17 protein-coding genes and 1 pseudogene are annotated in these 25796 nt (G+C 63.7%); 7 read left to right on the forward strand and 11 right to left on the reverse strand.

The genetic code is table 11. The features are described from left to right. Window positions 1-13: 13 nt before the first annotated feature. The 7 genes and pseudogenes from AC0L2U_RS18370 to AC0L2U_RS18400 all read right to left on the reverse strand — a co-directional run bounded on the left by AC0L2U_RS18370 (window position 14) and on the right by AC0L2U_RS18400 (window position 7369). Window positions 14-340 (reverse strand): DUF736 domain-containing protein, encoded by a 327-nt coding sequence (locus AC0L2U_RS18370; protein ID WP_473602404.1) that lies wholly within the window; start codon window positions 338-340, stop codon window positions 14-16. 570 nt (window positions 341-910) lie between these two features. Then, the gene (locus AC0L2U_RS18375; RefSeq protein ID WP_473602405.1) at window positions 911-1354 is read right to left on the reverse strand and encodes a hypothetical protein; all 444 of its coding nucleotides are present in this window, start codon (window positions 1352-1354) and stop codon (window positions 911-913) included. 210 nt (window positions 1355-1564) lie between these two features. After that, complete coding sequence (locus AC0L2U_RS18380; protein WP_473602406.1) at window positions 1565-2497, reverse strand: DUF2493 domain-containing protein; 933 nt, start codon at window positions 2495-2497, stop codon at window positions 1565-1567. Between the two features lie 317 nt (window positions 2498-2814). After that, window positions 2815-3852, reverse strand: a complete 1038-nt coding sequence (locus tag AC0L2U_RS18385; protein ID WP_473602407.1) for a DUF7146 domain-containing protein — start codon at window positions 3850-3852, stop codon at window positions 2815-2817. Between the two features lie 1624 nt (window positions 3853-5476). Further along, a complete protein-coding gene (locus AC0L2U_RS18390) occupies window positions 5477-5824 on the reverse strand; it encodes a hypothetical protein (RefSeq protein ID WP_473602444.1) in 348 nt (115 codons plus the stop codon). After that, window positions 5757-6155, reverse strand: a pseudogene (locus tag AC0L2U_RS18395) (ParB/RepB/Spo0J family partition protein); the annotation flags it as partial. The pseudogene AC0L2U_RS18395 and the gene AC0L2U_RS18390, both read right to left, overlap by 68 nt. 17 nt (window positions 6156-6172) lie before the next feature. Next, a complete protein-coding gene (locus tag AC0L2U_RS18400) occupies window positions 6173-7369 on the reverse strand; it encodes a DUF932 domain-containing protein (RefSeq protein ID WP_473602408.1) in 1197 nt (398 codons plus the stop codon). A 256-nt stretch (window positions 7370-7625) separates the two neighbouring features. Between AC0L2U_RS18400 and AC0L2U_RS18405 the strand changes: the two genes are divergently transcribed. The 3 genes from AC0L2U_RS18405 (at window position 7626) to AC0L2U_RS18415 (ending at window position 15143) form a co-directional block, all read left to right on the forward strand. Then, window positions 7626-8219: an SOS response-associated peptidase gene (locus tag AC0L2U_RS18405; RefSeq protein WP_473602409.1), complete on the forward strand. Its 594-nt coding sequence runs from the start codon at window positions 7626-7628 to the stop codon at window positions 8217-8219. A 181-nt stretch (window positions 8220-8400) separates the two neighbouring features. Further along, window positions 8401-11688, forward strand: a complete 3288-nt coding sequence (locus tag AC0L2U_RS18410; protein ID WP_473602410.1) for a PD-(D/E)XK nuclease family protein — start codon at window positions 8401-8403, stop codon at window positions 11686-11688. Then, window positions 11685-15143 (forward strand): UvrD-helicase domain-containing protein, encoded by a 3459-nt coding sequence (locus AC0L2U_RS18415; protein WP_473602411.1) that lies wholly within the window; start codon window positions 11685-11687, stop codon window positions 15141-15143. The genes AC0L2U_RS18410 and AC0L2U_RS18415 overlap by 4 nt, the downstream gene beginning before the upstream one ends. Before the next feature lie 271 nt (window positions 15144-15414). Here AC0L2U_RS18415 and AC0L2U_RS18420 read toward each other — a convergent pair whose 3' ends face one another. Genes AC0L2U_RS18420 through AC0L2U_RS18430 form a run of 3 tightly spaced genes read right to left on the reverse strand, consistent with a single transcriptional unit; the run spans window position 15415 to window position 20874 of the window. Continuing rightward, the gene (locus AC0L2U_RS18420; RefSeq protein ID WP_473602412.1) at window positions 15415-18681 is read right to left on the reverse strand and encodes an error-prone DNA polymerase; all 3267 of its coding nucleotides are present in this window, start codon (window positions 18679-18681) and stop codon (window positions 15415-15417) included. After that, a complete protein-coding gene (locus AC0L2U_RS18425) occupies window positions 18678-20198 on the reverse strand; it encodes a Y-family DNA polymerase (protein WP_473602413.1) in 1521 nt (506 codons plus the stop codon). Before AC0L2U_RS18425 ends, AC0L2U_RS18420 begins: the two co-directional genes overlap by 4 nt. Further along, complete coding sequence (locus tag AC0L2U_RS18430; RefSeq protein ID WP_473602414.1) at window positions 20113-20874, reverse strand: ImuA family protein; 762 nt, start codon at window positions 20872-20874, stop codon at window positions 20113-20115. The genes AC0L2U_RS18425 and AC0L2U_RS18430 overlap by 86 nt, the downstream gene beginning before the upstream one ends. Before the next feature lie 264 nt (window positions 20875-21138). Here AC0L2U_RS18430 and dinB point away from each other — a divergent pair, with 264 nt between their 5' ends. Further along, entirely contained in the window at window positions 21139-22179 is a 1041-nt protein-coding gene (gene dinB / locus AC0L2U_RS18435; protein WP_473602445.1) for a DNA polymerase IV, read from the forward strand. A gap of 12 nt (window positions 22180-22191) precedes the next feature. On the opposite strand, the gene ligD is transcribed toward dinB, so the two are convergent. After that, entirely contained in the window at window positions 22192-24123 is a 1932-nt protein-coding gene (gene ligD / locus AC0L2U_RS18440; RefSeq protein WP_473602415.1) for a DNA ligase D, read from the reverse strand. A gap of 131 nt (window positions 24124-24254) precedes the next feature. On the opposite strand from ligD, the gene AC0L2U_RS18445 reads away from it, so the two are divergent. The 3 genes from AC0L2U_RS18445 (at window position 24255) to AC0L2U_RS18455 (ending at window position 25791) form a co-directional block, all read left to right on the forward strand. Further along, window positions 24255-24440 carry a DUF3606 domain-containing protein gene (locus AC0L2U_RS18445; protein WP_473602416.1) on the forward strand — a complete coding sequence of 62 codons (186 nt, stop codon included), beginning with the start codon at window positions 24255-24257 and terminating at the stop codon, window positions 24438-24440. Between the two features lie 19 nt (window positions 24441-24459). Then, complete coding sequence (xth, locus tag AC0L2U_RS18450; protein ID WP_473602417.1) at window positions 24460-25236, forward strand: exodeoxyribonuclease III; 777 nt, start codon at window positions 24460-24462, stop codon at window positions 25234-25236. A gap of 318 nt (window positions 25237-25554) precedes the next feature. After that, the gene (locus AC0L2U_RS18455) at window positions 25555-25791 is read left to right on the forward strand and encodes a helix-turn-helix domain-containing protein (RefSeq protein ID WP_473602446.1); all 237 of its coding nucleotides are present in this window, start codon (window positions 25555-25557) and stop codon (window positions 25789-25791) included. Window positions 25792-25796 lie beyond the last annotated feature (5 nt).

Here is a 25796-nt window from a genome sequence, read left to right on the forward strand (position 1 = left end):
GGGGTGGGGAGCCTCAGTCGCCGTTGCGGCGGGTCGGGCGGGACCAGATCAGGCTGTAGCCCTCGCCTTCCTCGTCGTCGAAGAGGTTGGCGTAGATCGGGGCGGTGAAGCTCGGATCGTCGAGCTTGAGGCCGAGGTAGGCGCGGCCTTCGTTGGACTGCTTGCTCCAGGCGGCCCCGATCTCGACCCGGCCGACGAAGACGCGGTGGCTGGGGGCATTCTCGCCGCTGGCGCGGGCGTCGGGAGCGATGCGGACGTTCTTGGCCTGCAGGGAAAGGGTGACGATCTCGCCGGTGAATTCGTTGGTGCCGGACTTCTTGAAGGTGCCGATGGTAGCCATGGTAGTTCTCCTTGATTCTTGCTCGAGTCCGCACCATTGCGGTCTCGATGGCGATCGGCAGGCCGGAGGCGATCGGCGGCGCACCCCGAAGGGGCTCCGACAGCAAAGGAGAACTATCTTGTCTCGCGAGGAACACCGGCGCAGCCGGGAGGGGAAGATAGTTTGACGGCGCTGTTGCGCCTTAGGTGATCGAGGCGAAGCCGGCCTTCGGCCAGATCAAGCCACGAGAGAGACCGTATTGGAGCGGTCGTACAGGCAGAACGCCGCAAGGAGAACTTGGCTGGCTCTGGCACCAAATCCGGTTCGGCCACAGGCTCAGCGCGCGACCCGCTGTCCTCACCGGGATCAGGACGAATGTCAGTTGTCTCGTCGCTCCGGCAGTGCGGGACGTCCCCACCATTTGTCGCCCAGATGGCTATGCCGGTACTCGGGGGGCTACTGGACTGGGCTCCGCAGGTGTCTCGCTCTCCGGCTCGCATGCTCGTGCTGAGAACTCACCCCAATCCAGCAGCAACCCCATTGGCGATGGAAGGCGAATCCACGGGCCTGATCTGGTCCCGACCACACTCATCACGAGGTACTCGCAACGCCCCGTCCGGCTGGCCCAGGCGGGGCCATCATGGTCAGGCGCATGAACGCGGTGACGCCGACCGCTGCCGCTCCGCCGACAGCGAAAGCGACCTGCCAGGTGTCAGAGGGCATTGTGAGCTTCACGATGCCTAAGGTTGCGTGATAGCCGGCGACGACCGCGGGGGCGACGAAGGCAAGGACAACAACGAGTTTTGTCCAGGCGGGTCGCGCGACGTGGAGCAGGAGTTGGAAGAGACCGAAGGTTATCGCAGCAGCCATGGCGCCGACGATGACGGCGCCAAGGATGCCGGCTCCGGTGTCATGTGCCCAGGTGCCAATGGCGATGCCGGCGAACAGCGGCAGCGCGAATACGGCGAGATTGAACAACAGCCAGCACAGCGCGGCTATACCGGCAAGTGTGGCGAGAATGGCAATGATGATCATGGTGGTGATCTCCATGCAGAGTTTTGCACGGGTTGCGCCAACCACCACCACCACGGCGCAGACATCAGTCTAGACCAATTCGCCCGATCAGGGGAGCCTTCATTGCTTAGGGAAGGTGGTGGTTGTTGTAATCGCGCGGCATCGGGCCGCCGGTGACGCGGTCCGCGGAATTGCTGGTCGAGTGCGGCACGCGCAATCGCAAGGTGGCGCTCATGAGCCACCCCGATCGCGGAAATCATACGCGTTGATGCCGAGCTTCCTCGCCTTGTCGGCGAAGTTATCCTGGATGCCGGTGCCAGGAAATACGATGACGCCGATCGGAAGGATGTCGAGGATCGCGTCGTTTCGCTTGAACGGCGCGGCCCGTCCATACTTGTCCCAGTTCGGGGCGAAGCCGACCTGCGGCACCTTGCGATTGTCGGCCCATTTGGCGGCAATCAGTTCGGCGCCTTTTGGCGACTTACCGTGGATCAGCACCATGTCGGGGTGCTTGGCGTGGACCTTGTCGAGCGCGTCCCAGATAAGGCGGTGGTCGTTGAAATCGAGGCCGCCGGTCAGGGCGATCTTGGGGCCGACGGGCAGCATCACATCGGTGTCGGCCTTGCGCCGGGCGGAGAGGAAGTCGCGGCTGTCGATCATCGCGGCGGTCAGATGCCGATGGTTGACCATCGATCCCGTGCGCGGACGCCAGGCGGAGCCAGTATGCTGCTCGGAGCGTTCGGCAGCCTGGTCCCGCATCAATTCGAAGGCGTCGCGCCGCTCGATCATGGTCTGGCCCTGGGCGGTGAGGTTCTCCAGTTCGACCGCCTTGATCTCGGTGCCGTCCTGTTCGCGCTGCAGGCGGCGCTGCGTCTGCTCGTTATCGTCCAGTTGCCGCTCGATCCGCAGCACGGCGCGATGGAACACGTTGGTAACGGACCAGAGCAGGTCGTCGAGGTCGGGTTCGAGGCGGGTGTCGGCCAGTGTGGCGATGAGCGCGTCGAAGATGTCCGCCACGGCTCCGGCCACATGGTCGCCGTTGGGGAGTGGCCGCGTATCGGGCTCATCAGCGAAAGGGCGCCAGCCATAGAGCTGGAGTTCGGTGAGGACGTGATCGGTGGGCGACGCTGCGTGGTGCGGTTCGGACTCGTCGTGTGCGCTCATGGGATGCTCCCGTCGGTGGGACCGCGACCCTTGCGGCCTTCATGGCGACGAAAGCCCACGGGCGGGATGGCCTCGCACCCGGAGCGACGCGGAGGGCCGGAGCGGCAGCGGAGGATGGCAGAGGCCGACTATTTTGCCTCGCGATGGAAAGGCGGCGCAGCCGCCGCCGGAAAATAGTCGGCCGGCGCCATTGCCTGGCCGGACCGTTTGTGGGCCCGATCGCCCTCTCGAAGGCCGGGTCGTGGCTCTCTCCGGCGGTGCTTCGGGGCGCGTGACGGCGGCCTCGTGAACCGCACAGCATCGCACTCCATCCCGGGTCAGGCCACACGTTCGAGGAAACGAAAGCGATCCCGGCGAACCAGTTGGTCCGCGATCGATTGGCGAAGCGTGGCGAGGCCCAAACAGCGGAGATCCTCGTTGAAGTCCTCCATCCTCGGCGAGAGGGCGATCGCCTCGATCCCGGCATCGGTCGCCCGCTCGATCAAGTTGTCGCGGGCATCGTCACCGGCAGGATCGTTGTCGCGGATGATGTAGAGCCGGTTCAGCGTCGGCGGGAACAGGATGGCAGCGAGATGCGCCGCCGAGAGAGCTGCCGCCATGGCCATGTCGGGCAGGGCGCATCTGAGTGAAAGCGTCGTCTCGATGCCTTCGCCCGCTGCCATGACGCTGCCGGGCACTCCGAAGCGGACGGCGTTGCCGAGGAGGTCACCCATGGCCCGGCGCGGCGTGTCGACGGACGCCTTGCCGATGCCGTCCGGTGCGAGCCAGGTGCGGTGCGCGCCGGTCAGTCGTCCATCGAGATCGGTGACGGCGGCGATCATCGCCGGCCAGGTTTCGGTCGGTCCATGATCGTTGGGGCGATAGTAGCAGCGCGGATGAAAACGGAGCCATCCGGTTCCCTGCAAAGTCGTAATGCCGCGACCACGCAAATACGTTTCCACGACGGTGCCGATGATCGGTTGCGACATGCCGACCAGCCGACGGGCTGCCTCGGAGGAGCCGGCTGGAGCCCGGGCGCTCTGCCAGTCGCGAGATGCTGGACGCGCTACTGCTTGCGACAGGCCGAGAAAGGCCCGGGCTTCCTTGGTCACATCTGCGAAGGTTCTGAGCCCAAGCGCCTCACGCACCACATCGAGCAGATCGCCATGCTCGCCTGTGGCGGCGTCGGTCCAGCGCCCAGCACACCCTCTCGCAGAGTCTGCAAGCCGAACGAACATGGAGCGACCCGGCGTATTGCGCACATCGCCGACGGTCCAATAGTTGCCCTGGCGCCGACCATTGGAGAGATAGTGCTGGCAGACCGCTTCGGCATGGTCGGCAAGACGGCGTGCCAAGTCATGCGCTGGTTCTCGCATAATGATCTCCTGCAAAGAAAAAGGCCCGCCGTTGCCGGCGAGCCAGTGTGGGTCATGGGAGGCTATTCGGCCGCAATGGTCATTGCCGCGACATCGTCATCATCGTCGACGGCATCATCTTCGACCACAGCCGTTTCGCCCGCTGCGTCCGCCGATTCTTCGACGTCAGGGTCGGAAGGCACCAACGCGACTGCGGTTGTCCGACCCGCGGTGCGTAGCGGCTCAGGTAGCCAACCGGTATTGGCGAGCAGGGTCTCCGCCTCCGTCGCCATTTCGCCCTTCTTCAGATGGGCGATCCGGTCGGCGGGCCGCTGGCCCTTCGCTTCGGCGACGGCCTGAAGGATGCGCGCCTTGGTAACGCGGCCGAGGAAGGTGTCGACGGTCGGCTTCCAGCGTGCGGTCATGTCGAGATCGACAGCCTGGGCCAACTGATCGGCATGGGCGAGGGCTCGGGGCCGACGGTTCCAGGCTTCGCTGACGGCATTGACCGACAGGCTGACGACATGAGCAAACAGAGCGGCGCGGCTGTCACTGTCCCAATCGCCCAATGCTTCCCAGAGTTCGGCCGAGTCTTTTGGCAGGGCCTTCGTCCAGCTCTCATGCCTTGCCCGGATCGCCTCCGCCGAGAAGCTGTCGTTAAGCCCTGGCGCCTGGGCGCCAAAGCTGACGCTCTTGAGGTCCAGCTCAAGGCAGCTGTCGGAGCCATACTGATAGAAGACCTTGAGCGTTAGGGCGTGGAGCGCAGCGCGGAAGGCGACATCGGGATGCTCGCCTAGGGCGTGCCGGAGACCGAGCGTCCGGTGTGCCGTCAGTTCCGTCATCAGACGGTCGGAAATCGGCGAAAGACTCTCATCTTCCTCAGGCTCAGCGATCGCGTCAGTATTGGCGCTGGGACTTGGTTCGGCTTCGTCGCCGGCCGATGATCCGTCGCCCGTTGCCTCGCCGTCCGAGGCATTCTCGGGTTCCGCGGGCGCTTCATCCTCGGGACGGACGTAGCCACGATCAACGCGCAGCCGACCGTCGGCGGCGATGCTGACAAAGGCGCCGGCGCGGGCGATTTCTTCGGCATCGAAGGAAAACGGCCGTTCGTCAAAAGCCTCGAGCGCGGCTTCCAGTTCGCCGAGCCGCTCGTCGACCTCTTCAGGCAACTCGTCGGCGCCTTCGTGCTCCGCAACCAGGCGGTCGAACTCGGCCTTAAGCGCGTCGCGCGTGGCTTCCTCCTCACCCGTGAGCGGCACGGGATCACCATGGAGATGCCCCAGACCGTAGGTGTGGCCATAGGCGAAATCAGGGGCGACCTCGGTCCACTTCCAGCCCTCGGCGGCGATGGCCTCGGATTCGGCCCTGAGCTTGTCGGCCACCATCTGGTCGACCAGGGCGACATCCTGCAGCCAGCCGCCATTGTCGCCCTCGAAGAGGTCGCGCAGCACCGTGCCGCCGGCTTCGATATAGGCTTCGATGCCGATGAACTGCGCCCGCTTGTCGGTGGCACGGACGGCCCCTTCGGTCAGCATGCGCCGGATGGCATAGGCCGACTTGTCGTAGGAGGTCTTCAGGCGTTCAAAGACCTGTTCCTGGCGCGCATGGTCGCCCGAGACGGTGAACGCTTCGAGTTGGGCCAGCGTCATGCCCTCTTCGGCATAGACGTCGAGCAGCACCAGAGAGACCGATGCGAGCTTGAGGCGCTGCTTGACCACATTGACCGAGACGAAGAACGTCGCGGCGATCTCTTCCTCAGACTGGCCTTTTTCGCGAAGGGTGAGGAAGGCGCGGAACTGGTCGAGTGGATGCAGAGGCGCACGCTGGACGTTCTCGGCGAGCGAGTCCTCCTCGGCGAGGCCGCCCTCGCGGACGACACAGGGGACTGGCGCGGTCTTGGCCAGGCGCTTCTGCTTGACAAGCAGTTCCAACGCCCGGAAGCGCCTGCCGCCAGCGGGCACCTCGAACATGCCGGTCTCCGCGCCGTTTTCATCGACGACAGGGCGGACGGTGAGGCCCTGAATGATGCCACGGCGAGCGATGTCTTCGGCGAGTTCCTCGACCGAAACGCCGGCCTTGATGCGCCGGACATTGGACTGGCTCAGGACAAGCTGGTTGAAGGGAATGTCGCGCGAGGGCGAGAGGGTGATGGTGGGCTTCTTCTTGGCAGTAGCCATGGGATGTACTCCGCGACGGGCGGCCGGGAGCCTTTCTCTCGACCTCCAACCCGTCACGAAGATCGGCGCCGCCCTCTCACTCTGAGGACGGCGCCGCACATCCGGCCTTCCGGAAAAGCACGCAGCCGGAGACACGGAAATCCGCATCCCCGGCTTTGCGGAAATTAGGCGGCCCGGTCGAGCAGCTTCTTGGCCTTGCCCTCCAGGTCGAGCCGGGCATCCTGGTGCGGCTTGTCCCGCGCGACGGCGGTGATGCCCTGCACGAAGTCGAAGACGCTCACGGGCTTGCGTCCTTCTTCGGCAAGCACGGTCTCGATGATCTTCGCTGTGTCCGCCTTTGAGAAGCCGCGCTTGCGGAGGAACTCCATGCGATCCTCGTCGCTGCGGGCGACGATCTTTTCGCGCGCCGCCCGGATGCCGTTGACGAAGGGCATGGGCGAGGAGTTGGCGAAACGGGTCAGCGCCGGCGCCGCCTGGTGCGCGAAGCGTGAGGCGGCGTATTTGGAGTGGCGGATGGTGATTTCCTCGAAATCCTCGACGCCCCAAAGATTGCGGTTCTGGCACACGGCGCGGAGATAGAAACTGGCGATGCCGAGCGTCTTCGCCCCGACTTCAGAGTTCCAGCAGTAGAAGCCCCGGAAATAGAGGTCGGGCGAGCCATCCGGCAGCCTGCCTGCTTCGATTGGGTTGAGGTCGTCGACCAGGAAGAGGAACACGTCGCGATCCGAAGCATAGAGCGTGGTGGTATCCGAGGTGATGTCGACACGGGGATTGTAGATGCCGGTCGACCAGTCGAGCACACCGGGGATCTTCCAACGCGTGTCGCCGGTGCCATTGCCGGCGATCTTCTGCACGGCCGCGACCAATTCGTGGTCATAGATGCGACCATAATCCGGGCCGGTGACGGCGCGGAGTTCGACGCGACCGTCCTCGACTTCAAGCGTCTTGATCTGCTCGGCGCGGTGCGCGGTCAGGCCATATTGCAGATTGATGCCGGCGAGCGGTGCCGGAAGCTGGCGCAGGTAGGTCGCCGGGGCGCCCACGATGCCGGCGAGTTGACCAAAGCTCCAATGCGTCGGGGCAACCGGTCTATCCGCACCCGGAAGCACCAGGGCGAGCCTTTCGGCATCGTCGCGGCTGGCTTCGATCCGGATCGCGGCGCTTTCGACGGTACGGGTCCGGCTGCGCTCGGACCGCCCCTGCACCGACGCCATCAACGCGGACAGCGAGAGGTAGCGCTCATCAGCCGGGCGGTTGAACCACTCCGAGGAAACACGCCCGACGCGCTCGCCGCGGCTCGCATCCACCTTGTAGCCGCCGGGTGCGTCGCGGCTGGCATCGATAGTCACTGAATTGTTCATGAGAGTTCTCCATGACGGGCGCCGGAAGCCTCTCTCCCAGCCCTTCGCCGTCATGGCCCTCCAAGACCGCCCTCTCACTCTAGCGGCACGATATCGACAGGGAGAAGGGGAACTGCATGCTGTTTGGGCCGAGCCGCGTCAGGGATGGAAGCCCGAAGGGTGAAGACCCGCGAGCGGGGCTTCAGCGCCAGCCGAGAGCCCGGCCCGAAGGGACGCCCATCTCGACTCATTTGCGTTTCGCGATAGAGTGCGCGGCATGTGCAATGCCTATGAACAGCATGTGAAATGGGTCGAATACGTCCAGATGATGCAGGCGCTCGAGCTTGGCATCCCGACGCAACAGACCGAACTCGATCTGCCGGAAAGCGACGACATCCGGATCAACGACATGGCGCCGGTGATGCGCGCTGCCGGCAATGGCATTGAATTGGTGCCCATGAATTTCAGCTTCCCACCATCCAATCCGAAGGGTGGGCCGGTCTTCAACTACCGCTCAGACGGAAGGCATTTCGACAAGAGCAACCGATGCCTCATCCCTGCATCGGCCTTTTTCGAATTCACGGGCAAGAAATATCCGAAAGCAAAGCATCGGTTCACGCTGAACGATGCGCCATTCATGGCAATCGCCGGCATATGGCGGGAAGGCACAGATGGCTCCAGCCCGGCCTTCGCCATGCTGACCACAGAACCTGGTCCCGATATTGTTGCTTATCATGACCGCCAAGTCGTGGTCCTGCGTCCCACCGATTGGGCGCACTGGATCTACCTGACCAAGACGGAAGCCGAACTGCTGCGGCCCTTGCCGGAGGGCTCACTCGCGGTTGAGACGGTTCGCCAGGGGTCGGATTAGGCGTGAATGGGGCACCCGGCAGCTTGCGACCCGTTGCGGTCATTGGCGACCGGAAAGAACTCTGCCAGCTTTGGCCAAAGCCGACACTCTGCTGCATGAATCGTCGGCCTCGCTAAAAGCAACTGGAGGTTAGCGCCTATGGACGCAGGGAAATGCGCTATAGTCTCGCGCGAGGACTTTATTGGGTGCGCTTTTGGGGCTTGTAGTTGTTACTTCGGTTTCCAGCCAGATCAGGCTGAAACACGCTAGACAGTGGCTTTCCGGTTTCGGAAGCTCCGAGCAAGTTCTGATCGTTGGCAGCAGTGCTGACGCCGCGAACCACATTGCCCGCGTGACCGTGTCGACGAAGGGCGCATCGTTTGGCTGGCATCGTCTCAGCTGGACCCAGCTTGCAAACGCCGCGGCGGCGTCCCTGCTTGTGCAACGTGGACTGACACCGATCAGCCGGTTGGGATCGGATGCGCTGGTGGCAGGCCTGGTTCATCGACTGAGGCAGAACCGGAGGCTGGGCCGCTACGCAGTCGTTGCCGAAATGCCTGGCTTCCGTCGCGCCATCTCACAGGTCATCGACGAGCTGCGCATGGCCCGCGTTCACCCGGATCGCCTCGCCCAAGTTGCTCCGGACCTGGCTCCCTTCCTCTCGCAGTACGAGACCGATTTGCAGGGCGGCGGCTACTCGGACAAGGCGACGATGTTTGCACTTGCGAACGACGCGGTGAAGGCCGGAGAAGATCGGCTGTTCGGTCTCCCCACGCTGCTTGTGGACGTGCCAATCGCCAACAGGGCCGAGCTCGAGTTTGCCAAGGCACTGAGCGTCCGCGCCGAATGCCTTTCGTTGGTTTCTGCGTCTGACAGCGCGACCCTCAATCTTCTCCGCTCCGAATTCGGCGCAGAACCGGAGGATTTAGACGAGCTGTCGAAGTCCGGCACAGCCAGTGCCTTGCAGCGGCTACAGCTAAATCTGTTCCGGGGACAAGCAGATCCAGGTGAGCCGAGAGACGATCAGGTCACGGTGTTCTCCGCACCTGGTGAGGGCCGCGAGTGCGTCGAGATCGCTCGACGCGTGCTCAAGCTTGCCGCCAATGGCACACGATTTGACCGTGTCGCGGTGTTGCTGCGCTCGCCAGCTGATTACCGCTCTCATCTCGAGGAGGTGTTCGCGCGCTCTGGCGTTCCCGCCCATTTTGCCCGCGGTGCGTCCCGCCCCGACCCAGCAGGAAGGGCATTCATCGCGCTGCTGCAATGTGCGCTCCAGAACCTGTCGGCGTTGCGCTTCGCGGAATACATGTCGCTCGATCAGTTGCCGGAACTGGCGCCGGATGGCGAGCCACCGAAGAGTCTGGAGCGCGATGACCTCTGGATCCCTCCGACTTCAGAAGTGGGCTTGGCCAAGCAGCTAGAGGATGGCGCCTACGGGGATAACCAAAGCGACTTCAACGTGGCCTCGGCGAGCAGTCGCAGAGAGATTCGCGCGCCGAGACGCTGGGAGCGCCTTCTCGTCGAGGCCGCCGTGATTGGCGGTCACGATCGCTGGCGGCGTCGGATCGATGGCCTGATCAACCAGCTGCGACTTGAAGCGGCGCAGGCCGAAATCGACGAGGCTCAGGTCGCCTCGTTGATGAGTGAGATCGAACACCTCGAAGCATTCGCGGCTTTTGCTCTGCCCCTTGTCGAAGACCTCGCTGCATTGCCGAACCTCGCAACCTGGGGGGAATGGCTCGAGCGTCTTGCCGCCCTGTCGACAAGGGCCTTGCGACGGTCGGACCATATCCGGCAGGTTCTCTCCGAGCTTTCGCCGATGTCGGAAGTTGGCCCGGTCTCTCTTGAACAGGTTCTCGAGGTCATTACCGATCTGTTGCTGGAAGCACCAAGCTCGTCGGACGGCGTGCGCTACGGCAAGGTGTTCGTTGCACCGATAGAGGCTGCGAGGGGCATGAGCTTCGATGCGGTATTCGTACCGGGACTCGCCGAGAAGAAGTTTCCGCGCAAAATCGTGGAGGAGCCGCTGCTGCTCGACAGCCTTCGCGTCAGGCTGGACGATGCCCTGGCGACGAACCAGACGCGGCTCGACCGTGAACGCCAGGCACTGGCAATCGCCGTGGATGCTGCTAGCGAGCGCATCATCCTCTCATATCCCCGTATCGATCTCGACAGCGCCCGTGGTCAGGTACCGTCCTTCTATGCTCTGGAGGTTGTGCGATCTTCGGAAGGTATCCTGCCGGACTTCGCCGAGCTGGCCCGGCGAGCCGAAGAGGACGCCTCGAGCCGGCTGGGCTGGCCCGCTCCCACTGACGCAGGGACCGCAATCGACGACGCTGAGTACGACCTGTCGGTTCTTGCCGGCCTTATGGATGCGAGGGACGATGCTGCGCCTGCCGGCGGAGCCCGCTATCTTCTTGGCGCAAACGTGCATCTCGCGCGAGCTCTTCGCGCTCGCTTCCAACGCTGGAGCAAAAGGTGGACCTCCGCCGATGGTCTGTTGCGCGCCGACGGCGCCACCCGCGCCAGCCTTGAAGCTCATCTGCCGGACACGCGTAGTTACTCGCCAACGGCCCTTCAGAGCTTTGCCAGCTGTCCCTACAAGTTCCTGCTGCGCGCCATCCATGGCCTGACGCCCCGAGAGACGGCCGAATCCTTGGACGAGCTTGACCCGCTGCAGCGCGGCAGCATCATCCATGACGTTCATTTCACGTTGTTCGAGCGCCTCGACGTTGGAGGACTCCTGCCGATCCGGCCTGGCAATCTCGAACGCACGCAGGGCCTGCTCGACGAGGTGTTGGCTGACGTCGTCGGTGAATACCGTGACCTGCTGGCACCCGCAATTGAACGGGTTTGGGACGACGAGATCGCCGCGATCAGGACCGACCTGCGGGAATACTTGCGCCGTGCGAGTCTCGACACCTCGGGCTTCTCGCCCCGCCATTTCGAACTCTCCTTTGGCCTTGCGACTGTCGGGCGCTCGCGCCGCGCCGCGGACCCGGCTTCGAAACCCGAGCCGGTGCGACTGGATGCGGGGCTGCTGCTTCGGGGGTCGATCGATCTGGTCGAGCGCCATCCGAGTGGTTTGCTGCGGGTGACGGACCACAAGACCGGGAAAGCCGATGCCAAGGTCGACCAAGTCATCGCCGGAGGAGCGTCGCTGCAGCCTGTCCTCTATTCCCTTGCGGCAGAAAAGCTGTTCTCCGGGGATGATGTGGTGACCGGTGGTCGGCTCTATTTCTCGACCAGACGAGGCGGCTTTACCGAGGTTATGGTCACCCTCGACGATGAGGCGCGTTCGGCGGCCCAACAATTGACACAGACGATCGAGGCAGCAGTCCGCCAGCCGTTTCTGCCGGCGGCGCCGGCGCACGGAGAATGCCAGAAGTGCGACTACCGTGCGGTATGCGGGCCCTATGAAGAGTTCCGCTCGGCGCGGAAGCCTCACGATAGCCTTGAACTGCTAACGCGGCTGCGGAACTCAAGATGAGCCAACTGGGCGACGAGAAGGCACGGTTGCGGATCCGAACTGAGTTCGGGACGACGTTCTTCGTCGAGGCCGCCGCAGGCACCGGCAAGACGACAGCGCTGGTGGGTAGAATAGTCGCCATGATCCGACTGGGTCACGGCACCTTGGCGTCCACCGTGGCGGTTACGTTCACTGAGAAGGCTGCGGGCGAGATGAAGCTGCGCCTTAGGCTCGAAATCGAGGCGGCTCGCGCCGGCTCGGACGGGGTAGAGCGCGACCGGCTGGACCAGGCCCTCGAGGAGCTGGAGCTGGCGCGAATTGGGACCATCCACTCGTTCTGCGCCGATATCCTGCGCGAGCGGCCGGTCGAAGCCGGTATCGATCCTCTCTTTCAGATGCTGCAGGAAGCAGACGCCGGCGGCTTAGTCGATGCGGCGTTCGATAGATGGCTGCAGACGGTGCTGGCCGATCCCCCAGAAGGTGTCCGTCGCGTCCTGCGCCGCCGGTCCGGACGTGACTCGGCCCCGGAGCAACTGCGCAGCGCGCTTCACAGTCTGTGCCAGCATCGCGACTTTCCGCATCTCTGGCGGCGTGATCCTTTCGATCGCGAAGCGGCGATTGATGAACTGGTCGAGGAGTTGGCTGCGCTCGGAGAGCTTGCGGTCGAAAGCTCACAACCGAGATCGCCTCTCACCAAGTGCCTCGAGGAGATTGAGCGTTTCGTTCGTGAGGCAACGCGTCTCGAGAGCGTGCGTAGTCGTGACCATGATGGCCTCGAGGCTGCCTTGCGGGACCTCCAGCGGCTGCGTAGCTGGCAACACAAGAGCTGGTCAGGGACTTCGTTTGGTGAGTTGACCGACACCGAGGTCCTTGCGCGACGTGCCGCCGCAAAGGCCCGTCTCGACGCCTTCATCGCCGCGAGCGAAGCCGACCTGGCACCTTTGCTGCACCAGGAGCTGCAGTCGGCCGTGGCCCAGTACGAGCTCCTGAAAGCCAACATCGGTGCCCTCGATTTTCTCGACCTGCTGATCAAGGCACGCGATCTGGTGCGGGACGATCCGGATGTCCGCCGCGACCTGCAGAACCGGTTTGGCCGCTTCTACGTCGACGAGGCGCAGGATACCGATCCACTTCAAGCCGAACTTCTGTTGCTGCTAGCGGCGGACGATCCGGCCAACACAGATTGGCGGACGGCGCGTCCGGTTCCTGGCAAGCTTTTCCTTGTCGGCGATCCCAAGCAAAGCCTCTACCGCTTCCGTCGGGCCGACGTCGCACTCTACGAGAGTATCAAGTCGCGCTTATGCAGCATGGGTGCCGAACTGCTTCACTTGTCGACCAGCTTTCGCTCTCCGCCTTCGCTTCAGAAACTGGTCAACGCCGCCTTTTCGCCGGCAATCGGGGCGGACCGGGAAGCGAGCGGCTATGTGGCTCTCGAGAATGCGCGTCCAGAGGTTCAGGGCCAGCCCACTATCGTCGCGCTCCCCATTCCTGATCCCTACGGAGACTACGGTAAGGTAACGGTCGCGAGGATCGATACGTCGACGCCGATAGCCGTGGCGGCTTTCATCGAGTGGCTGGTCAATGAAAGCGGATGGACGATCGAGGAGAACAAGCAGCGGATATCTATCCGGCCTCGGCACGTGGCGCTGCTGTTTCGCCGTCTCAGGAATTTCGGGGCCGATGTGACCCGCCCGTATCTGCGGCAACTGGAAGCCAGGCACATCCCACACGTGCTCGTTGGCGGCCGCTCCTTCCACGACCGTGAGGAAGTGATTGCACTTCGGACTGCCCTGACTGCCATCGAATGGCCGGACGACGAGCTATCGGTCTTTGCCACGTTGCGCGGTCCGCTGTTTGCCATCGGCGACGAGGCGCTTCTCGTCTTCAGGCAACAGGTGGGCACCGACGGAGCGGCGATCCGCCGCCGGCTGGACCCCATGCGCAGAATCGACCGCGGAATGCTCGATCCCCTTGCCAGGGAAGTCGCGGACGCACTCGGCATCCTGCGGCGTCTTCATGTCGGTCGAAATAGCCGCCCTATTGCACAGACAATCACCATGCTGCTCGACGCCGTGCGCGCGCACGCCGGGATCGCCCTGTGGCAAAACGGGGAGCAGGCCTTGGCCAACTGCCAGAGGTTGGTGGACCAGGCCCGATCCTTCGAGCGTCGCGCCTCTTCTTTCCGGGCATTCGTTGAACAGGTGGAGGCGGATTCCGAACGCGGCGAGGTCGATGATGCGCCGATCATCGAGGAAGGAACCGAAGGTGTCCGCGCCATGACGGTTCACAAGGCAAAAGGTCTGGACTTTCCGGTCGTGATCCTCGTGGATCCCACCTGTAAATCGGTACGCCAGAGTGCGGACCGCCACGTCGACGCTTCACGCTCGCTGTGGCTGGAGCGCCTTTGTGGCGCCGCCCCGGTAGAACTGCAGGAAGCCAGCGCCCTCGAGCTCGAGCGCGACCGTGCTGAAAGTGTGCGCGTGGCCTACGTCGCCGCAACGCGAGCCCGTGACCTGCTCGTCGTCCCCACCTGCGGTGACGAGCCTATCGAGGGTTGGTACGACGTGCTTCACCCTCTGATCTATCCGGCTGAAGCGGCGCGGCGAAACTCGCTGTCCGCCACAGGTTGTCCGCCGTTCGGTGAAGACAGCATCCGTTCGCGGGGCCCAAAGGGCAAAGTGCCAGCCGCGGGATCGGTTCGGCCGGGCGAGCATGTCACGTTCCCCGAAGGGCCCTCCATCGTGTGGTGGGACCCCGCCATACTCGACCTAGACGTTGAAGAACTGGCCACCCTGCGACATCAGAAGTTGCTGGAAGCCCCCGCAGATCCGAATGCCGAAGCCGCCAGCTCGGCTGCCTACGCCTTGTGGCGAAATGAACGCGATACGGTCATATCCGTGGCCTCTGTGCCCGCGTACGCGGTCCAGACCGTCACCTCCCGGGCGGCTCACACTCCAGATGAGGACCTGGAACTTGGTTCTGTCACCTTCGACCATGTTGGTGACGATGATGGCACGCGGCCCGGCGGACGACGTTTCGGTGCCCTGGTCCATGCCGTTCTGGCGATGACGCCGCTCGATGCCCAAAGGCCCGAAATCGAACACCTGGTTGTGGTTCAGGGTAGATTGGTAGGTGCCTCGCCCGAAGAAGAGGCCGCTGCGGTCTCCGCCGTCCAGCGCACCCTGGCCCATCCGATCCTCCAACGCGCAGCGGGCGTTGGAGCGGCCAAGGTGCATCGGGAAGCGCCGGTCATGATGACCCTCGAGGACGGCGCAATGCTGGAGGGCGTGGTCGATCTGGCCTTTGAAGAGGCGGTCGGATCGTTCCACGGCTGGACCATCGTCGACTTCAAGACCGCCCGCGAGGTCAGCACCGAGAGCGTTCCCGGTGAGCACCTCCGTCAGGTTGCTCTTTACTGTCAGGCCATTGGGACGGCGACGAAGTTGCAGACGCGGGGCATCGTACTGGTCGTCTAGAGAATCCGTTGGCTAAGCCGCGGGGGACCACGCTGCCCTGAAAGTTTGCTGTCCTGGGAGCCAGATGTAGTGGATACCGCCAATAAATGATCGAGGCCAACGTAGATAGTCAGGACCATCCGATAAGGATCAGGTCCCACAGCGAGCCGTGGCATTGATATCTGCTATGGGGCGCTAAGCCGACGTCAGCATCTAAATAGCTGACTGACCGCAAACCACGCCTTCCGGCCGTTCGCCTTAATGAGTTTCCAAACAAGGACCGACTGATCGGCTAGCGGAAATCCCGTGTTTTCACTTTGATCGGATCGATCTGCAGTGTTGGGTCCACAAGGTTGCGCGGCTTGAAGCCCTTCATCAGACTGCGCGGATCGATCCCGGATCCGCCGCGATGGGCCTCGTCGCCGGGTCCATGCGGAAGCGGAAACGGCAAATCGCGATTTCCCACGCTGGCGAGCTCACCGGAGAGATCGTTGAGTTGGTGGGCGACGAGATGGACCACTTCGCCTTCGCGCTGAATCCTGCCACGGACGGCGAGCATCGAGGACGAGAGCAGCACGCGGCGAAACTTCTCGAAGACCTTCACCCAGACCACGACATTGGCGGCGCCCGTCTCATCTTCCATGGTCAGGAACATCACGCCCTTGGCTGAGCCTGGCCGCTGGCGTACGAGGACAAGGCCCGCCGCCTCCAGCCAGCGGCCATCGCGCGCCTGCATTGCGTCGCGGCAGGTGACGATCCGGCGGCGGGCAAGATCGGCGCGCAGGAAGGACAGGGGGTGGTTGCGCAGGGTCAGGCCGACATGGCCATAGTCCTCGACGACTTCCCGACCTGCCGTCATCGGCCTCAACACCAAGGTCGGTTCATAGATTTCCGAAACGGTCTGCTGCTCGCGAGCCGAGGCCGCGGCAAAGAGGGGCAGGGGTTCGTCGCGGAGCCCCTTGAGCGCCCACAACGCCTCGCGTCGGGCCAGGCCTAGATCGGGACGGAAGGCGTCAGCCTCGGCGAGATGGACGAGCGATGCCGCCGGCACGCCGGCGCGATGCCAAAGATCGTCGATGGATGCGAAGGTCTCGTCGACACGGGCCGCGACGATCGCGGCCGCGTCGGCATTGGCTAGCCCTTTGACCAGGCGCAGGCCGAGACGGACGGCGAAGCGTCCATCCTCGCCAATCGGCTCCAGCGTGCAGTCCCATCGGCTCGCATTGATGCAGACGGGTCGGATCTCGACACCATGCGCCTGTGCATCGCGCACGATCTGGGCTGGCAGGTAGAAGCCCATTGGCTGGGAATTGAGCAGCGCGCAGCAAAAGACATCGGGATGGTGGCATTTCATCCAGCTCGAGGCATAGGCGATCAGAGCGAAGCTCGCGGCATGGCTCTCGGGAAAACCATAGCTGCCAAAGCCCTCGAGTTGCTTGAAGGTGGTGGCGGCAAATTCTGGCGTATAGCCATTGGCGATCATGCCGCCGATCAGCTTGTCGCGGAACTTGCTGACGCCGCCGGTGTGCTTGAAGGTCGCCATGGCGCGGCGCAACTGATCGGCTTCGCCGGCGCTGAAGCCGGCGCAGACCATGGCGACCTGCATGGCCTGCTCCTGGAACAGGGGGACGCCCAAGGTCTTGCCGAGTACCCGCTCGAGCTCGGGGGTCGGAAACTCGACCGGCTCCTTGCCCTCCCGACGACGAAGATAGGGGTGGACCATGTCGCCCTGGATCGGGCCCGGGCGTACGATGGCGACCTCGACGACGAGGTCATAGAAGGTACGCGGCTTGATGCGCGGCAGCATCGACATCTGGGCGCGGCTTTCGATCTGGAATACGCCGATCGTGTCGGCCTTGCGGATCATGGCGTAGGTCGCCGGGTCTTCGGCCGGGATGGTGGCCAAGTCGAGCGTCATGCCCTTGTGCTCGGCCAAGAGATCGAAGCTGCGCTTCATGCAGGTGAGCATGCCGAGCGCCAGAACGTCGACCTTCATGAATTTGAGGATGTCGATGTCGTCCTTGTCCCACTCGATAACCTGGCGGTCGACCATGCGGGCGGGCTCGATGGGTACCAGGTCATCGAGCCGGTCATTGGTGAGAACGAAGCCGCCGGGATGCTGTGACAGATGTCGGGGCGTGCCTTCCAACTGCTGCGCCAGTTCGAGGGTCAGCCGCAGCCGGCGATCGGCGACGTTGAAGTTGAGCTCGCGCGCGCGAGTTTCATCGATGCCTTCGCCATGTCCCCAGACCTGGGAGGAGAGCATCTTGGTTACGTCCTCGGGGAGGCCGAGAGCCTTGCCGATATCGCGGACGGCGCCCTTGGTGTGATAGCGCACCACGGTCGAGCAGAGCGCGCTGTGGTCGCGGCCATAGGTTTCGTAGACCCACTGCATGACGATCTCGCGCCGCTCATGCTCGAAGTCGACGTCGATGTCCGGGGGTTCCTTGCGCTCCTGCGAGACGAAGCGCTCGAAGAGGAGATTGTTGCGCTCGGGATCGATGCTGGTGATGCCCAGCACATAGCAGACGGCGGAATTAGCCGCCGAGCCTCGGCCCTGGCACAGGATGTCCTTGCTGCGCGCGAACTGCACGATGGCGTTCACCGTCAGAAAGTACGGCGCGTATTGCAAGATCTCGATCAGGCGCAGTTCGTGCTTGATGAGCGCCACGACCTTGTCCGGGAGGCCCTCGGGATAGCGCCGCTCCGCGCCTTTCCAGGTGAGTTGTTCGAGCGCCTGCTGCGCCGTCAGCCCGGGCAGCATCTTCTCCTCAGGATACTGGTAGGCGAGTTCGTCGAGGGAGAACCGGCATTGCCGCATGATCTCGACGCTGCGGGCGAGGGCTTCGGGGTAGCGCGAAAATAGTCGCGCCATTTCTTCGGGCGGCTTCAGGTAGCGATCCGCATGGCGCTCGCGCCGGAATCCCAATTCGTCGATGGTCATGTTGTGACGAATGGCGGTGACCACGTCCTGCAGAATGCGCCGGCTGGGTTCGTGGAACAGAACGTCATTCGTCACCACCGTCGGCACGCGCATCTGGGTGGCGAGGTTGGACAACTCGTGAAGCCGAACCTGGTCATTGGGCCGGCGGCGCAGGGTCAGGGCCAGATAGGCGCGATTGCTGAAGGTTTCCCGCAGGCGACGCAGGTGCAGGGCACAGGAGTCGTCGGCGCGATCGGGAACCAGAACCGCGATGAGACCCTCCGCATAGTCGGCCAGGTCGCTCCACTCGAGATGGCATTTCGCCTTGCCGCCGCGTTTCTTGCCTAGGGTCAGCAGCCGGCAAAGGCGGGAATAGGCTGCGCGATCGGTGGGATAGACGAGCAGCGATATGCCGTCGACGAGGTCGAGGCGGCAGCCAACGATGAGCCTGACGCCAGTATCCTTGGCGGCCTGATGGGCTCGCACGATGCCGGCTAGAGAATTGCGGTCGACGACAGCCAGGGCCTCAATGCCGAGCGCCGCCGCCTGCGCGAACAGGTCGTCGCAGGAGCTGGCGCCGCGGAGGAACGAGAAATGGCTGGTCACCTGCAATTCGGCATAGCGCGGGCTGGTCATGCGAAGACCCCATGCAGGAACCATTTGTGGGAACCGGTCTCGGGATCCTCGCCGTCGCCGGCGCGATAAATCCAGAAGCGTTCGCCGACCTCGTCCTCGACCTGGAAATAGTCGCGAACCGCGATCAGTTCGGCATCGCGCTGCCACCATTCGCCGAAAACGCGCTCGGGACCGTCGGCGCGCGCCACGCGATGCCGGATGCCGCGCCAACTGAACCAGACCGGCGGATGGTCAGGCAGCAGTGCCATCGTCTCGATGGGTTCGGGGTGGTTCAGCAAACGCGGCGGGCGGGGCCAGTTACCGGGCCAAGTCGTCCCCTCATCGGGCGCGGTGGGCGCGACACGGCGGACCGACCGTTCGGGCACATCGCTCTCGACCGGGGCAAAGCGGTAGAGCCGCTGCTCGCCGATACGGTTGGAGAGCACGTCGATGAGGTCGGTGATGTCAGGCTCTGGCTCTTCGACCAGCGAGGAGATAGTCTGCTTGGCTCCGAAAGGCTCGGCGAGTGTTGCGGCCAGGGTCATCACCTCGATGCCGAAACCGGGATCGACAGTTTCGATCCGGTCGGTGAGGAGACGGGTCAGCCGTTTGGTGTCGCGCACCGGTACGGCGGTGCCGACGCGAATGGCCTCGATGCGGTTGTCGACCCGATGTAACAGCAGGTCGAGCCGGCGCGCGCCGAGCTCCTTGGCCTCGAGTTCTTCGCAGAGCATCACGACGAGCTTGCCGGCATAGCGGGCGATGGTTTCGGCGGCGCCGATCGGTTCGCCAAAGGTTCGGCGAACCTCGATGAGTTCCGGTGATCTGACGGGCTCGAAGGGTTCGCTGCGTCGGCCCATCGCCTGGTCCAGGCGGCGCCCTAGTTCTGGCCCGAAGCGCAGGGTAAGAGAGGCGCGCGGCGCCGCCTCGACTTCGCTGACCCGCTCGAAGCCGAGCGTGATCAGGCCTTCGACAATATCGTGAGGAAGCCGCAGGGCCCTGATCGGGAGATCCCGCACGATCGCCGCGGCTTGCCCGGCCGGCGCAACAAAGATCGGCTGGGCCAGGAACCGCGCGCAGGCGTGAGCGGCGCCCCACGTATCGGCGACAGCGGCGCGTGCCGCGATGCCCGATGATGCCATACGCGAGACCAACCCCTCGAGCATCGTCTCCTCGCCGCCATGCAAGTGGTCGGCGCCAGTGATGTCGATGATGAGACCATTGGGCGGATCGGCGGCGACGATCGGTGCGTAGCGCAGTGACCAGAGCGCCATTCTGTCGAGCGCCTCAGCATCGCCGGCAGCATCGAGGTCGAAGCTCTGCAGGTTTTGCACCAGCACCTGGGCCTTGCTTGCCGGCGTGCCCACGCGCAGGCCGGCGGCGCGCGCCGCCGCATCGGCAGCCAGCACGAGCCGCCGGTTTCCCTGCCGGCCGAGCATGACGATCGGCGTGTCAGCCGAGGGCGCGGATGACCCCATCGCGCGTCGCAGACGATCGGTCGGCCAGGTCGGAAAATATAGCGAGACGACCCTTGTCATCGCAGGCTTCCACTTCAAAGTCGGCGCTTTCTCCAGCTCGTGCGCGGATCAGTTCCAGCCGCCAGCGAGCGCGGCCGACTCCTGGGACCGGCAAGGGGCGAGAGGGGAGCGCGGAGACGCGCCAGCGGGTGACCGCGGCGGTCGGTTGTCCAAAGTCGGTTGCCTCGGTCTGCCGGCGCCAGCGACGGATGGCGATGCCGATGGCGCCGGAGGCTTCGGCGGCGAGTTGCAGTCGGCGCGAGGCGGTCATGGAGAGGCGGGCCAGTTCGGCAACCACGGCGCCTAGCCCTCCATGGCGAAGCCCTTCGTCGAAACAGGCGAGCACTGAGGCTTCGTCACCGGCCTCGACATAGACGACACGCCCGGGCAGTAGGCCAGCCTGGGCGAGGGCAGGGGCGAAGAGGTCCTGCCGTGTGACGCACCAGAGCACCTTGCCCTTGGTGCGCGCGGCAATCCCGGCGGCAAAGAGGGCCGCCGCGGCCCCATCGATCGCCCCGTTACGGCCGCCCGCAACCTCATGCAGAGCCCCGAGTGCCAGCCCGCCTCCCGGCAGGACCTTGTCGATCCTGGCAACACCGAACGGCAGTGTCGCGCGGTTGCGCGCCGGCCCGCCTTCGAGGCGTGCGATTCGCTCGCGAAGCGCAGCGATAGCAGGGCTGGCGACGGGCTGACCCATGAACGAAACACTCTCAAACTGTCTTCCCAATGGATTTCGGGGTTGATATGTTCCTTATTTGTTCTCTTTGGTGTCCGAGAGTCAATCGGACTCATTGCGCTGCTCCGAGAGTTGATCCCAGACTGCCTTGATCGGGGTGTGGTCTATCTTGATATGCGCAGGTAGTGCAGGGACGGCGAAGTGAGCGAGGGAAGCGACAGAAGCCAAGAAGCCGATGCACCGCGGGAAGGCCAGGGCATCCTTCGCAAGATCATCCATGTCGATATGGATGCCTTTTTTGCGTCGGTCGAACAGCGCGACAATCCGGACCTGCGCGGGAAGCCTGTGGCGGTCGGCGGCTCCGCGGCCCGCGGCGTGGTGGCCGCTGCCAGCTACGAGGCCAGAAAGTTCGGGGTGCGATCCGCCATGCCCTCGATCACGGCAAAACGCAAATGCCCTGAGCTGATCTTCGTACCGCCGCGATTCGACGCCTACCGGGCCGTGTCCAAGCAAATCCACGCGATCTTTGCAGAGCATACGCCACTCATTGAACCGCTGTCGCTCGACGAGGCCTATCTCGACGTGACTGACAATCTGCAGGGCATCCCGGTCGCCACGACGATCGCGGAAATGATCCGCGCGAAGATCAAGTCCGAAACCGGCCTCACGGCTTCGGCCGGCGTCAGCTACAACAAATTCCTGGCCAAGCTCGCCTCCGGCCAGAACAAGCCCGATGGGCTGTTCGTCATCACGCCGAGGCAGGGTCCCGCCTTTGTCGAGGCCTTGCCCGTGCGGAAATTTCATGGTGTCGGCCCGGCGACTGCCGACAAAATGGCTCGGCTCGGCATCGAGACCGGCTCCGACCTGCGGGCACAGAGCCTGGCATTTCTCGAGGAGAAGTTCGGGAAGGCGGGTCCGTACTATTACTGGATTGCCCGGGGCATCGACGAACGTCCGGTGCTGGCCGATCGCGAGCGCAAGTCGGTGGGAGCTGAGGATACCTTCGCGAGCGATTTGTTCGATCTCGAAAGTGCTCGTAAGGAACTGGCGCCGTTGGTCGGCAAGGTCTGGCGCTACTGCGCGGAGCGATCAATCCAGGGCCGTACCGTGACGCTCAAGGTCAAGTTCGCCGACTTCCAGCAGATCACGCGCAGCCGCACGGTCGGATGCGCCATCGAGGGCGAAGCCGACCTAGCGACCGTCAGCGGCACCCTCCTCGATCAGGTATTCCCCGTCAGCAAGGGGATCCGCCTGCTCGGGGTGACACTTTCAAATCTAACCGGAAAGCGAACCGAGGCCGATCGGCAGATGTCGCTGACGATCTAGGACTGGCTGCAGCTATCGGACCGCTTTTCGGATGCGGGCTGTCAGCGTCTGTTCGACATCGAAATAGCCTTCCCACGCATCGGCCCCCTGGGCCCGTGCGGCGGCAGCGAAAACGTCAAATGCGCTGGCACTCTTGAATGTCGGCAACTCATCCCAAGTGACGGGTACGGCGCAGGACGCACCGGATCGCGCCCGGGTGGACCATGGGCAAATTGCCGTGGCGCCTTGTCCGTTGCGCAGATAGTCGATGAACATACGGCCCTTGCGCCTCGCCTTGCTCATGTTCGCGACGAAGCGGGACGGATCGGTACGGGCCAGCAGTTCGGCAAGGTCCTGGCAGAAGCCCTTGACCGCTTCCCAGTCGGCCTCGGGAACGAGTGGCACGACCACGTGGACACCCTTGCCTCCGGACAACAAAGGCCAGGATTGGAGGCCGAGGGCCTCCAGAACCCCCCGGATGTCGAGCGCCGCCTGCTGGACGTCGCCAAAGCCCAGGCCCTCGTCGGGGTCGATATCGAAGATTATGCGGTGCGGCAGGTCAGGCTGCTGGCGAAGGCTGCCCCAGACGTGGAATTCGAGCACGTTCATTTGGACGCCGGCGATCAGCCCCGCCAGATCGTCGAGCCAGAGGATGCGGCTCTCCTTGCCGGACATCTTCTCCAACTGGCCGTCATGAATGGCCTTGGGCATCCCCGGCAGCTTGTGCTTCTGAAAAAAGGTATGCTGTAGGTCGCCGTCAGTGTCGCGCACCAGGGAAAGGGGCCGATCCTGGATATGCGGCAACATTTTCTCGGCAACTGCGGCGTAGTAGGCGGCGAGCGTCGCCTTTGTCACCGCAGTGCCGGGATACATCAGCTTGTCGGGATGGGTCAGGTTAACGCCGACAGCGCGGGCGATCTCCTTGCCCATAGCGGGATCGAGATTGGCGGTGGTCGCGACGGTCTTGGGCATTTCCATCACCACCTGGTCGGCGCGCTTGTCTTCGCGCATGCCTTTGAAACTCGGGTGACGCAGGCTGCCGTCCGGTGTCACCTCCGAATAGGTGACTTCGGCGACGAGTTCGGGCTTTACCCAGCGGGCGCGGCGCGCAATGTCGCGGGGTACGGATACGAAGGCAGGTTTGTCTAGCGGCCGCTTCTCCAACTGCGCGAGAATGGATCTGCGCTTCGCTTCGGTAAACCCGGTGCCGACGCGGCCGCGGTAGATCAGCCTGCCGTTTTCGTAGGTGCCTAGGATCAGCGAGGCCATGCCCCGGCCGGTGTCGCTTGGGCGGTAGCCGCCGACGACAAATTCCTGTCGTTTCGTGCACTTGATCTTGAGCCAACTGGCGGTGCGGTCGCCGACATAGCGACTGTCCGCGCGCTTGGCGATGATGCCCTCGTGGCCGCCGGCGCACATGGTGTCGAAGACCTTTTTGCCGTTGTCGGCGATATGGCTGGAAAACTGCAGGCTGTCGTTCGGGTCCCTCTCGCCTAGCAGTTCCGCAAGCCGTTCCTTGCGCTCGAGCAGGGGCCGACTGGAAAGATCCTCGCCGTTCAATTCCAGCAGGTCAAAGGCGTAGAACTTGAGCGGCATGCCCGCGGCAATGCCGGTCTTCAGCATGGAGAAGTTGGTGCGCCCCTGGCTGTCGATGGCCACGATCTCGCCGTCGATTAGCGCCGAGCCCTTGGTCAATGCCTGAAGCGGCGGCAGGATCACCTTGAACTGGCGGGTCCAGTCGTGGCCGTTGCGGGTGTAGACCACGACCCCGGAGCCCGAAACCGCGACCTGGGCGCGATAGCCGTCGAACTTCATTTCGAAAAGCCAATCGGAGCCAACCGGTATGTCGTCGGTGAGCGTGCAGAGTTGGAACGGAAGAAACTGGGGTAGGGGATATCTCGGGATAGATTCTGAGTCCCTGCGCCGTGCGCGCTTTTTGGGGAGGGCGGCATCTACGGCCGCCATGGGGAACTCAAATACATGGTACGATTCAATACTCTGCCCTGGGTTTCAGTTCCACACTGCGCGCCGATGAATTGAACCGGAAGAGTCCGGCCGCGTTGTTGGGAATTGAAACGCAATCCTTGGAGGAAGAAATGGCCACTACTGCTCAAACAACTCGCGGGCGCAGCCAGGACCGCGCAAAGGTCGCGGGCGGGCAGGATCACGAGGTGAAATACGAGGCGGGAACGACTGGGGCCAGCAAGGCCGACGTCAAGTCAGCCGTGAAATCGGTCGGTAACAGTCGCAAGAAGGTCGAGGACAAGCTCGGAAAGAAGTGAGCCACGGCCGCGAGGACAGATGGTTCGCGTCGCCACCTTCAATGTGAACGGCGTCAATGGTCGGCTGCCGGTGCTCCTCAAATGGCTCACGGCTACCAACTACGACATCGTCTGCCTCCAGGAACTGAAAACGTCCGATGAGAAGTTTCCGGCCGAGGCCATCCGGGAGGCGGGGTATGGCGCTATCTGGCATGGCCAGAAGTCCTACAACGGAGTTGCCATTCTAGCTCGGCAAAGGGATCCGGTCGAACGCCGGCGTGGCCTGCCGGGCGATCTTGATGACACCCACAGCCGCTACATCGAAGCCGAGGTGGACGGGCTCGTTGTTGGCTGTCTCTATCTACCGAATGGGAATCCGGCGCCTGGTCCCAAGTTCGACTACAAGCTGCGCTGGTTCGACCGCCTGGTCACCTACGGACAAGAGCTGCTCGAAGCGGGAGCGCCGACTGTGCTGTGTGGAGACTACAATGTCGTTCCAACCCCCATCGACGCAGTGGCGCCGCGGCGATGGCTTGGCGATGCGGTCTACTTCCCCGAAAGCCGGCAAGCCTTTGCCGACATGCTTGGCGACGGGTGGATCGATGCGGTTCGGCGCGTCCATCCGGAGAAGGGCGTCTACACCTATTGGAATTTCTCCTTCGGTGGTGGCTACGACAGGAGTTCTGGTCTGCGAATGGACCATCTACTTTTGAGCCCTTCGCTGGCACCGCGCCTACGCGGTGCTGGGGTGGACGTCGAGGTCAGAGCGTGGGACAAGCCAAGCGATCACGCGCCGGCCTGGATCGAACTCGAGTAGACTCTCATTGGTTGGCTACCCGGACAGTCCGCGGTTTGGATCGCGCCAGGTGGTCCGGAGGTCGTCCCAGTTCAGACCACGGTCCTCTCATTGGCAGTGCCACTCAGCCGTCAAATGGCTGCGTTGGTCCGAGCAATGACCAAGTTGGAGATACGGCAGAGCGAGTTCACGTATGCAAAGGTTCCCAACCCGCTTTCCACAGCTTGCTGAGAATGATAGGTTTCCTATTTGTTCTCTGGCCGACACTCCGTTGCGACCTACGGCTAGGCCGTATACACAGTACGGGGGAGGTGATGCGTATTGAAAAAGTCAGAGAATTTGCCGCCTGCGAGCTCGGACCACCTGGATGCACGCGACGTCCGCCTGGCAAAGGGCATGACCCAGCAAGCTTTTGCCGACACGTTCGGATTCACAGTCGGCGCTTTAAGGGACTGGGAGCAGGGGAGAAAGCGTCCGGAGCGGTCGGCCAGGATCTTGCTGGCTGTTATTCAGGCTGCCCCGGAGGCCGTCGCAGCAGCAGTCGCAAAGGTTGGATCGTTCCGCGAATCCCGATGAACTCA

It is taken from the genome of Mesorhizobium sp. WSM4808 (assembly GCF_055811675.1).

What these genes read in the sequence shown, in the direction of transcription:
- ligD (WP_473602415.1), bottom strand. Translation starts at nt 24,123, where the DNA reads ATGGCGGCCGTAGATGCCGCCCTCCCCAAAAAGCGCGCACGGCGCAGG.
- AC0L2U_RS18385 (WP_473602407.1), bottom strand. Translation starts at nt 3,852, where the DNA reads ATGCGAGAACCAGCGCATGACTTGGCACGCCGTCTTGCCGACCATGCC.
- AC0L2U_RS18415 (WP_473602411.1), top strand. Translation starts at nt 11,685, where the DNA reads ATGAGCCAACTGGGCGACGAGAAGGCACGGTTGCGGATCCGAACTGAG.
- AC0L2U_RS18420 (WP_473602412.1), bottom strand. Translation starts at nt 18,681, where the DNA reads ATGACCAGCCCGCGCTATGCCGAATTGCAGGTGACCAGCCATTTCTCG.
- AC0L2U_RS18390 (WP_473602444.1), bottom strand. Translation starts at nt 5,824, where the DNA reads ATGAAAACGGCGCGGAGACCGGCATGTTCGAGGTGCCCGCTGGCGGCA.
- AC0L2U_RS18400 (WP_473602408.1), bottom strand. Translation starts at nt 7,369, where the DNA reads ATGAACAATTCAGTGACTATCGATGCCAGCCGCGACGCACCCGGCGGC.
- AC0L2U_RS18375 (WP_473602405.1), bottom strand. Translation starts at nt 1,354, where the DNA reads ATGATCATCATTGCCATTCTCGCCACACTTGCCGGTATAGCCGCGCTG.
- dinB (WP_473602445.1), top strand. Translation starts at nt 21,139, where the DNA reads ATGGATGCCTTTTTTGCGTCGGTCGAACAGCGCGACAATCCGGACCTG.
- AC0L2U_RS18430 (WP_473602414.1), bottom strand. Translation starts at nt 20,874, where the DNA reads ATGGGTCAGCCCGTCGCCAGCCCTGCTATCGCTGCGCTTCGCGAGCGA.
- xth (WP_473602417.1), top strand. Translation starts at nt 24,460, where the DNA reads ATGGTTCGCGTCGCCACCTTCAATGTGAACGGCGTCAATGGTCGGCTG.
- AC0L2U_RS18425 (WP_473602413.1), bottom strand. Translation starts at nt 20,198, where the DNA reads ATGACAAGGGTCGTCTCGCTATATTTTCCGACCTGGCCGACCGATCGT.
- AC0L2U_RS18380 (WP_473602406.1), bottom strand. Translation starts at nt 2,497, where the DNA reads ATGAGCGCACACGACGAGTCCGAACCGCACCACGCAGCGTCGCCCACC.
- AC0L2U_RS18370 (WP_473602404.1), bottom strand. Translation starts at nt 340, where the DNA reads ATGGCTACCATCGGCACCTTCAAGAAGTCCGGCACCAACGAATTCACC.
- AC0L2U_RS18405 (WP_473602409.1), top strand. Translation starts at nt 7,626, where the DNA reads ATGTGCAATGCCTATGAACAGCATGTGAAATGGGTCGAATACGTCCAG.
- AC0L2U_RS18445 (WP_473602416.1), top strand. Translation starts at nt 24,255, where the DNA reads ATGGCCACTACTGCTCAAACAACTCGCGGGCGCAGCCAGGACCGCGCA.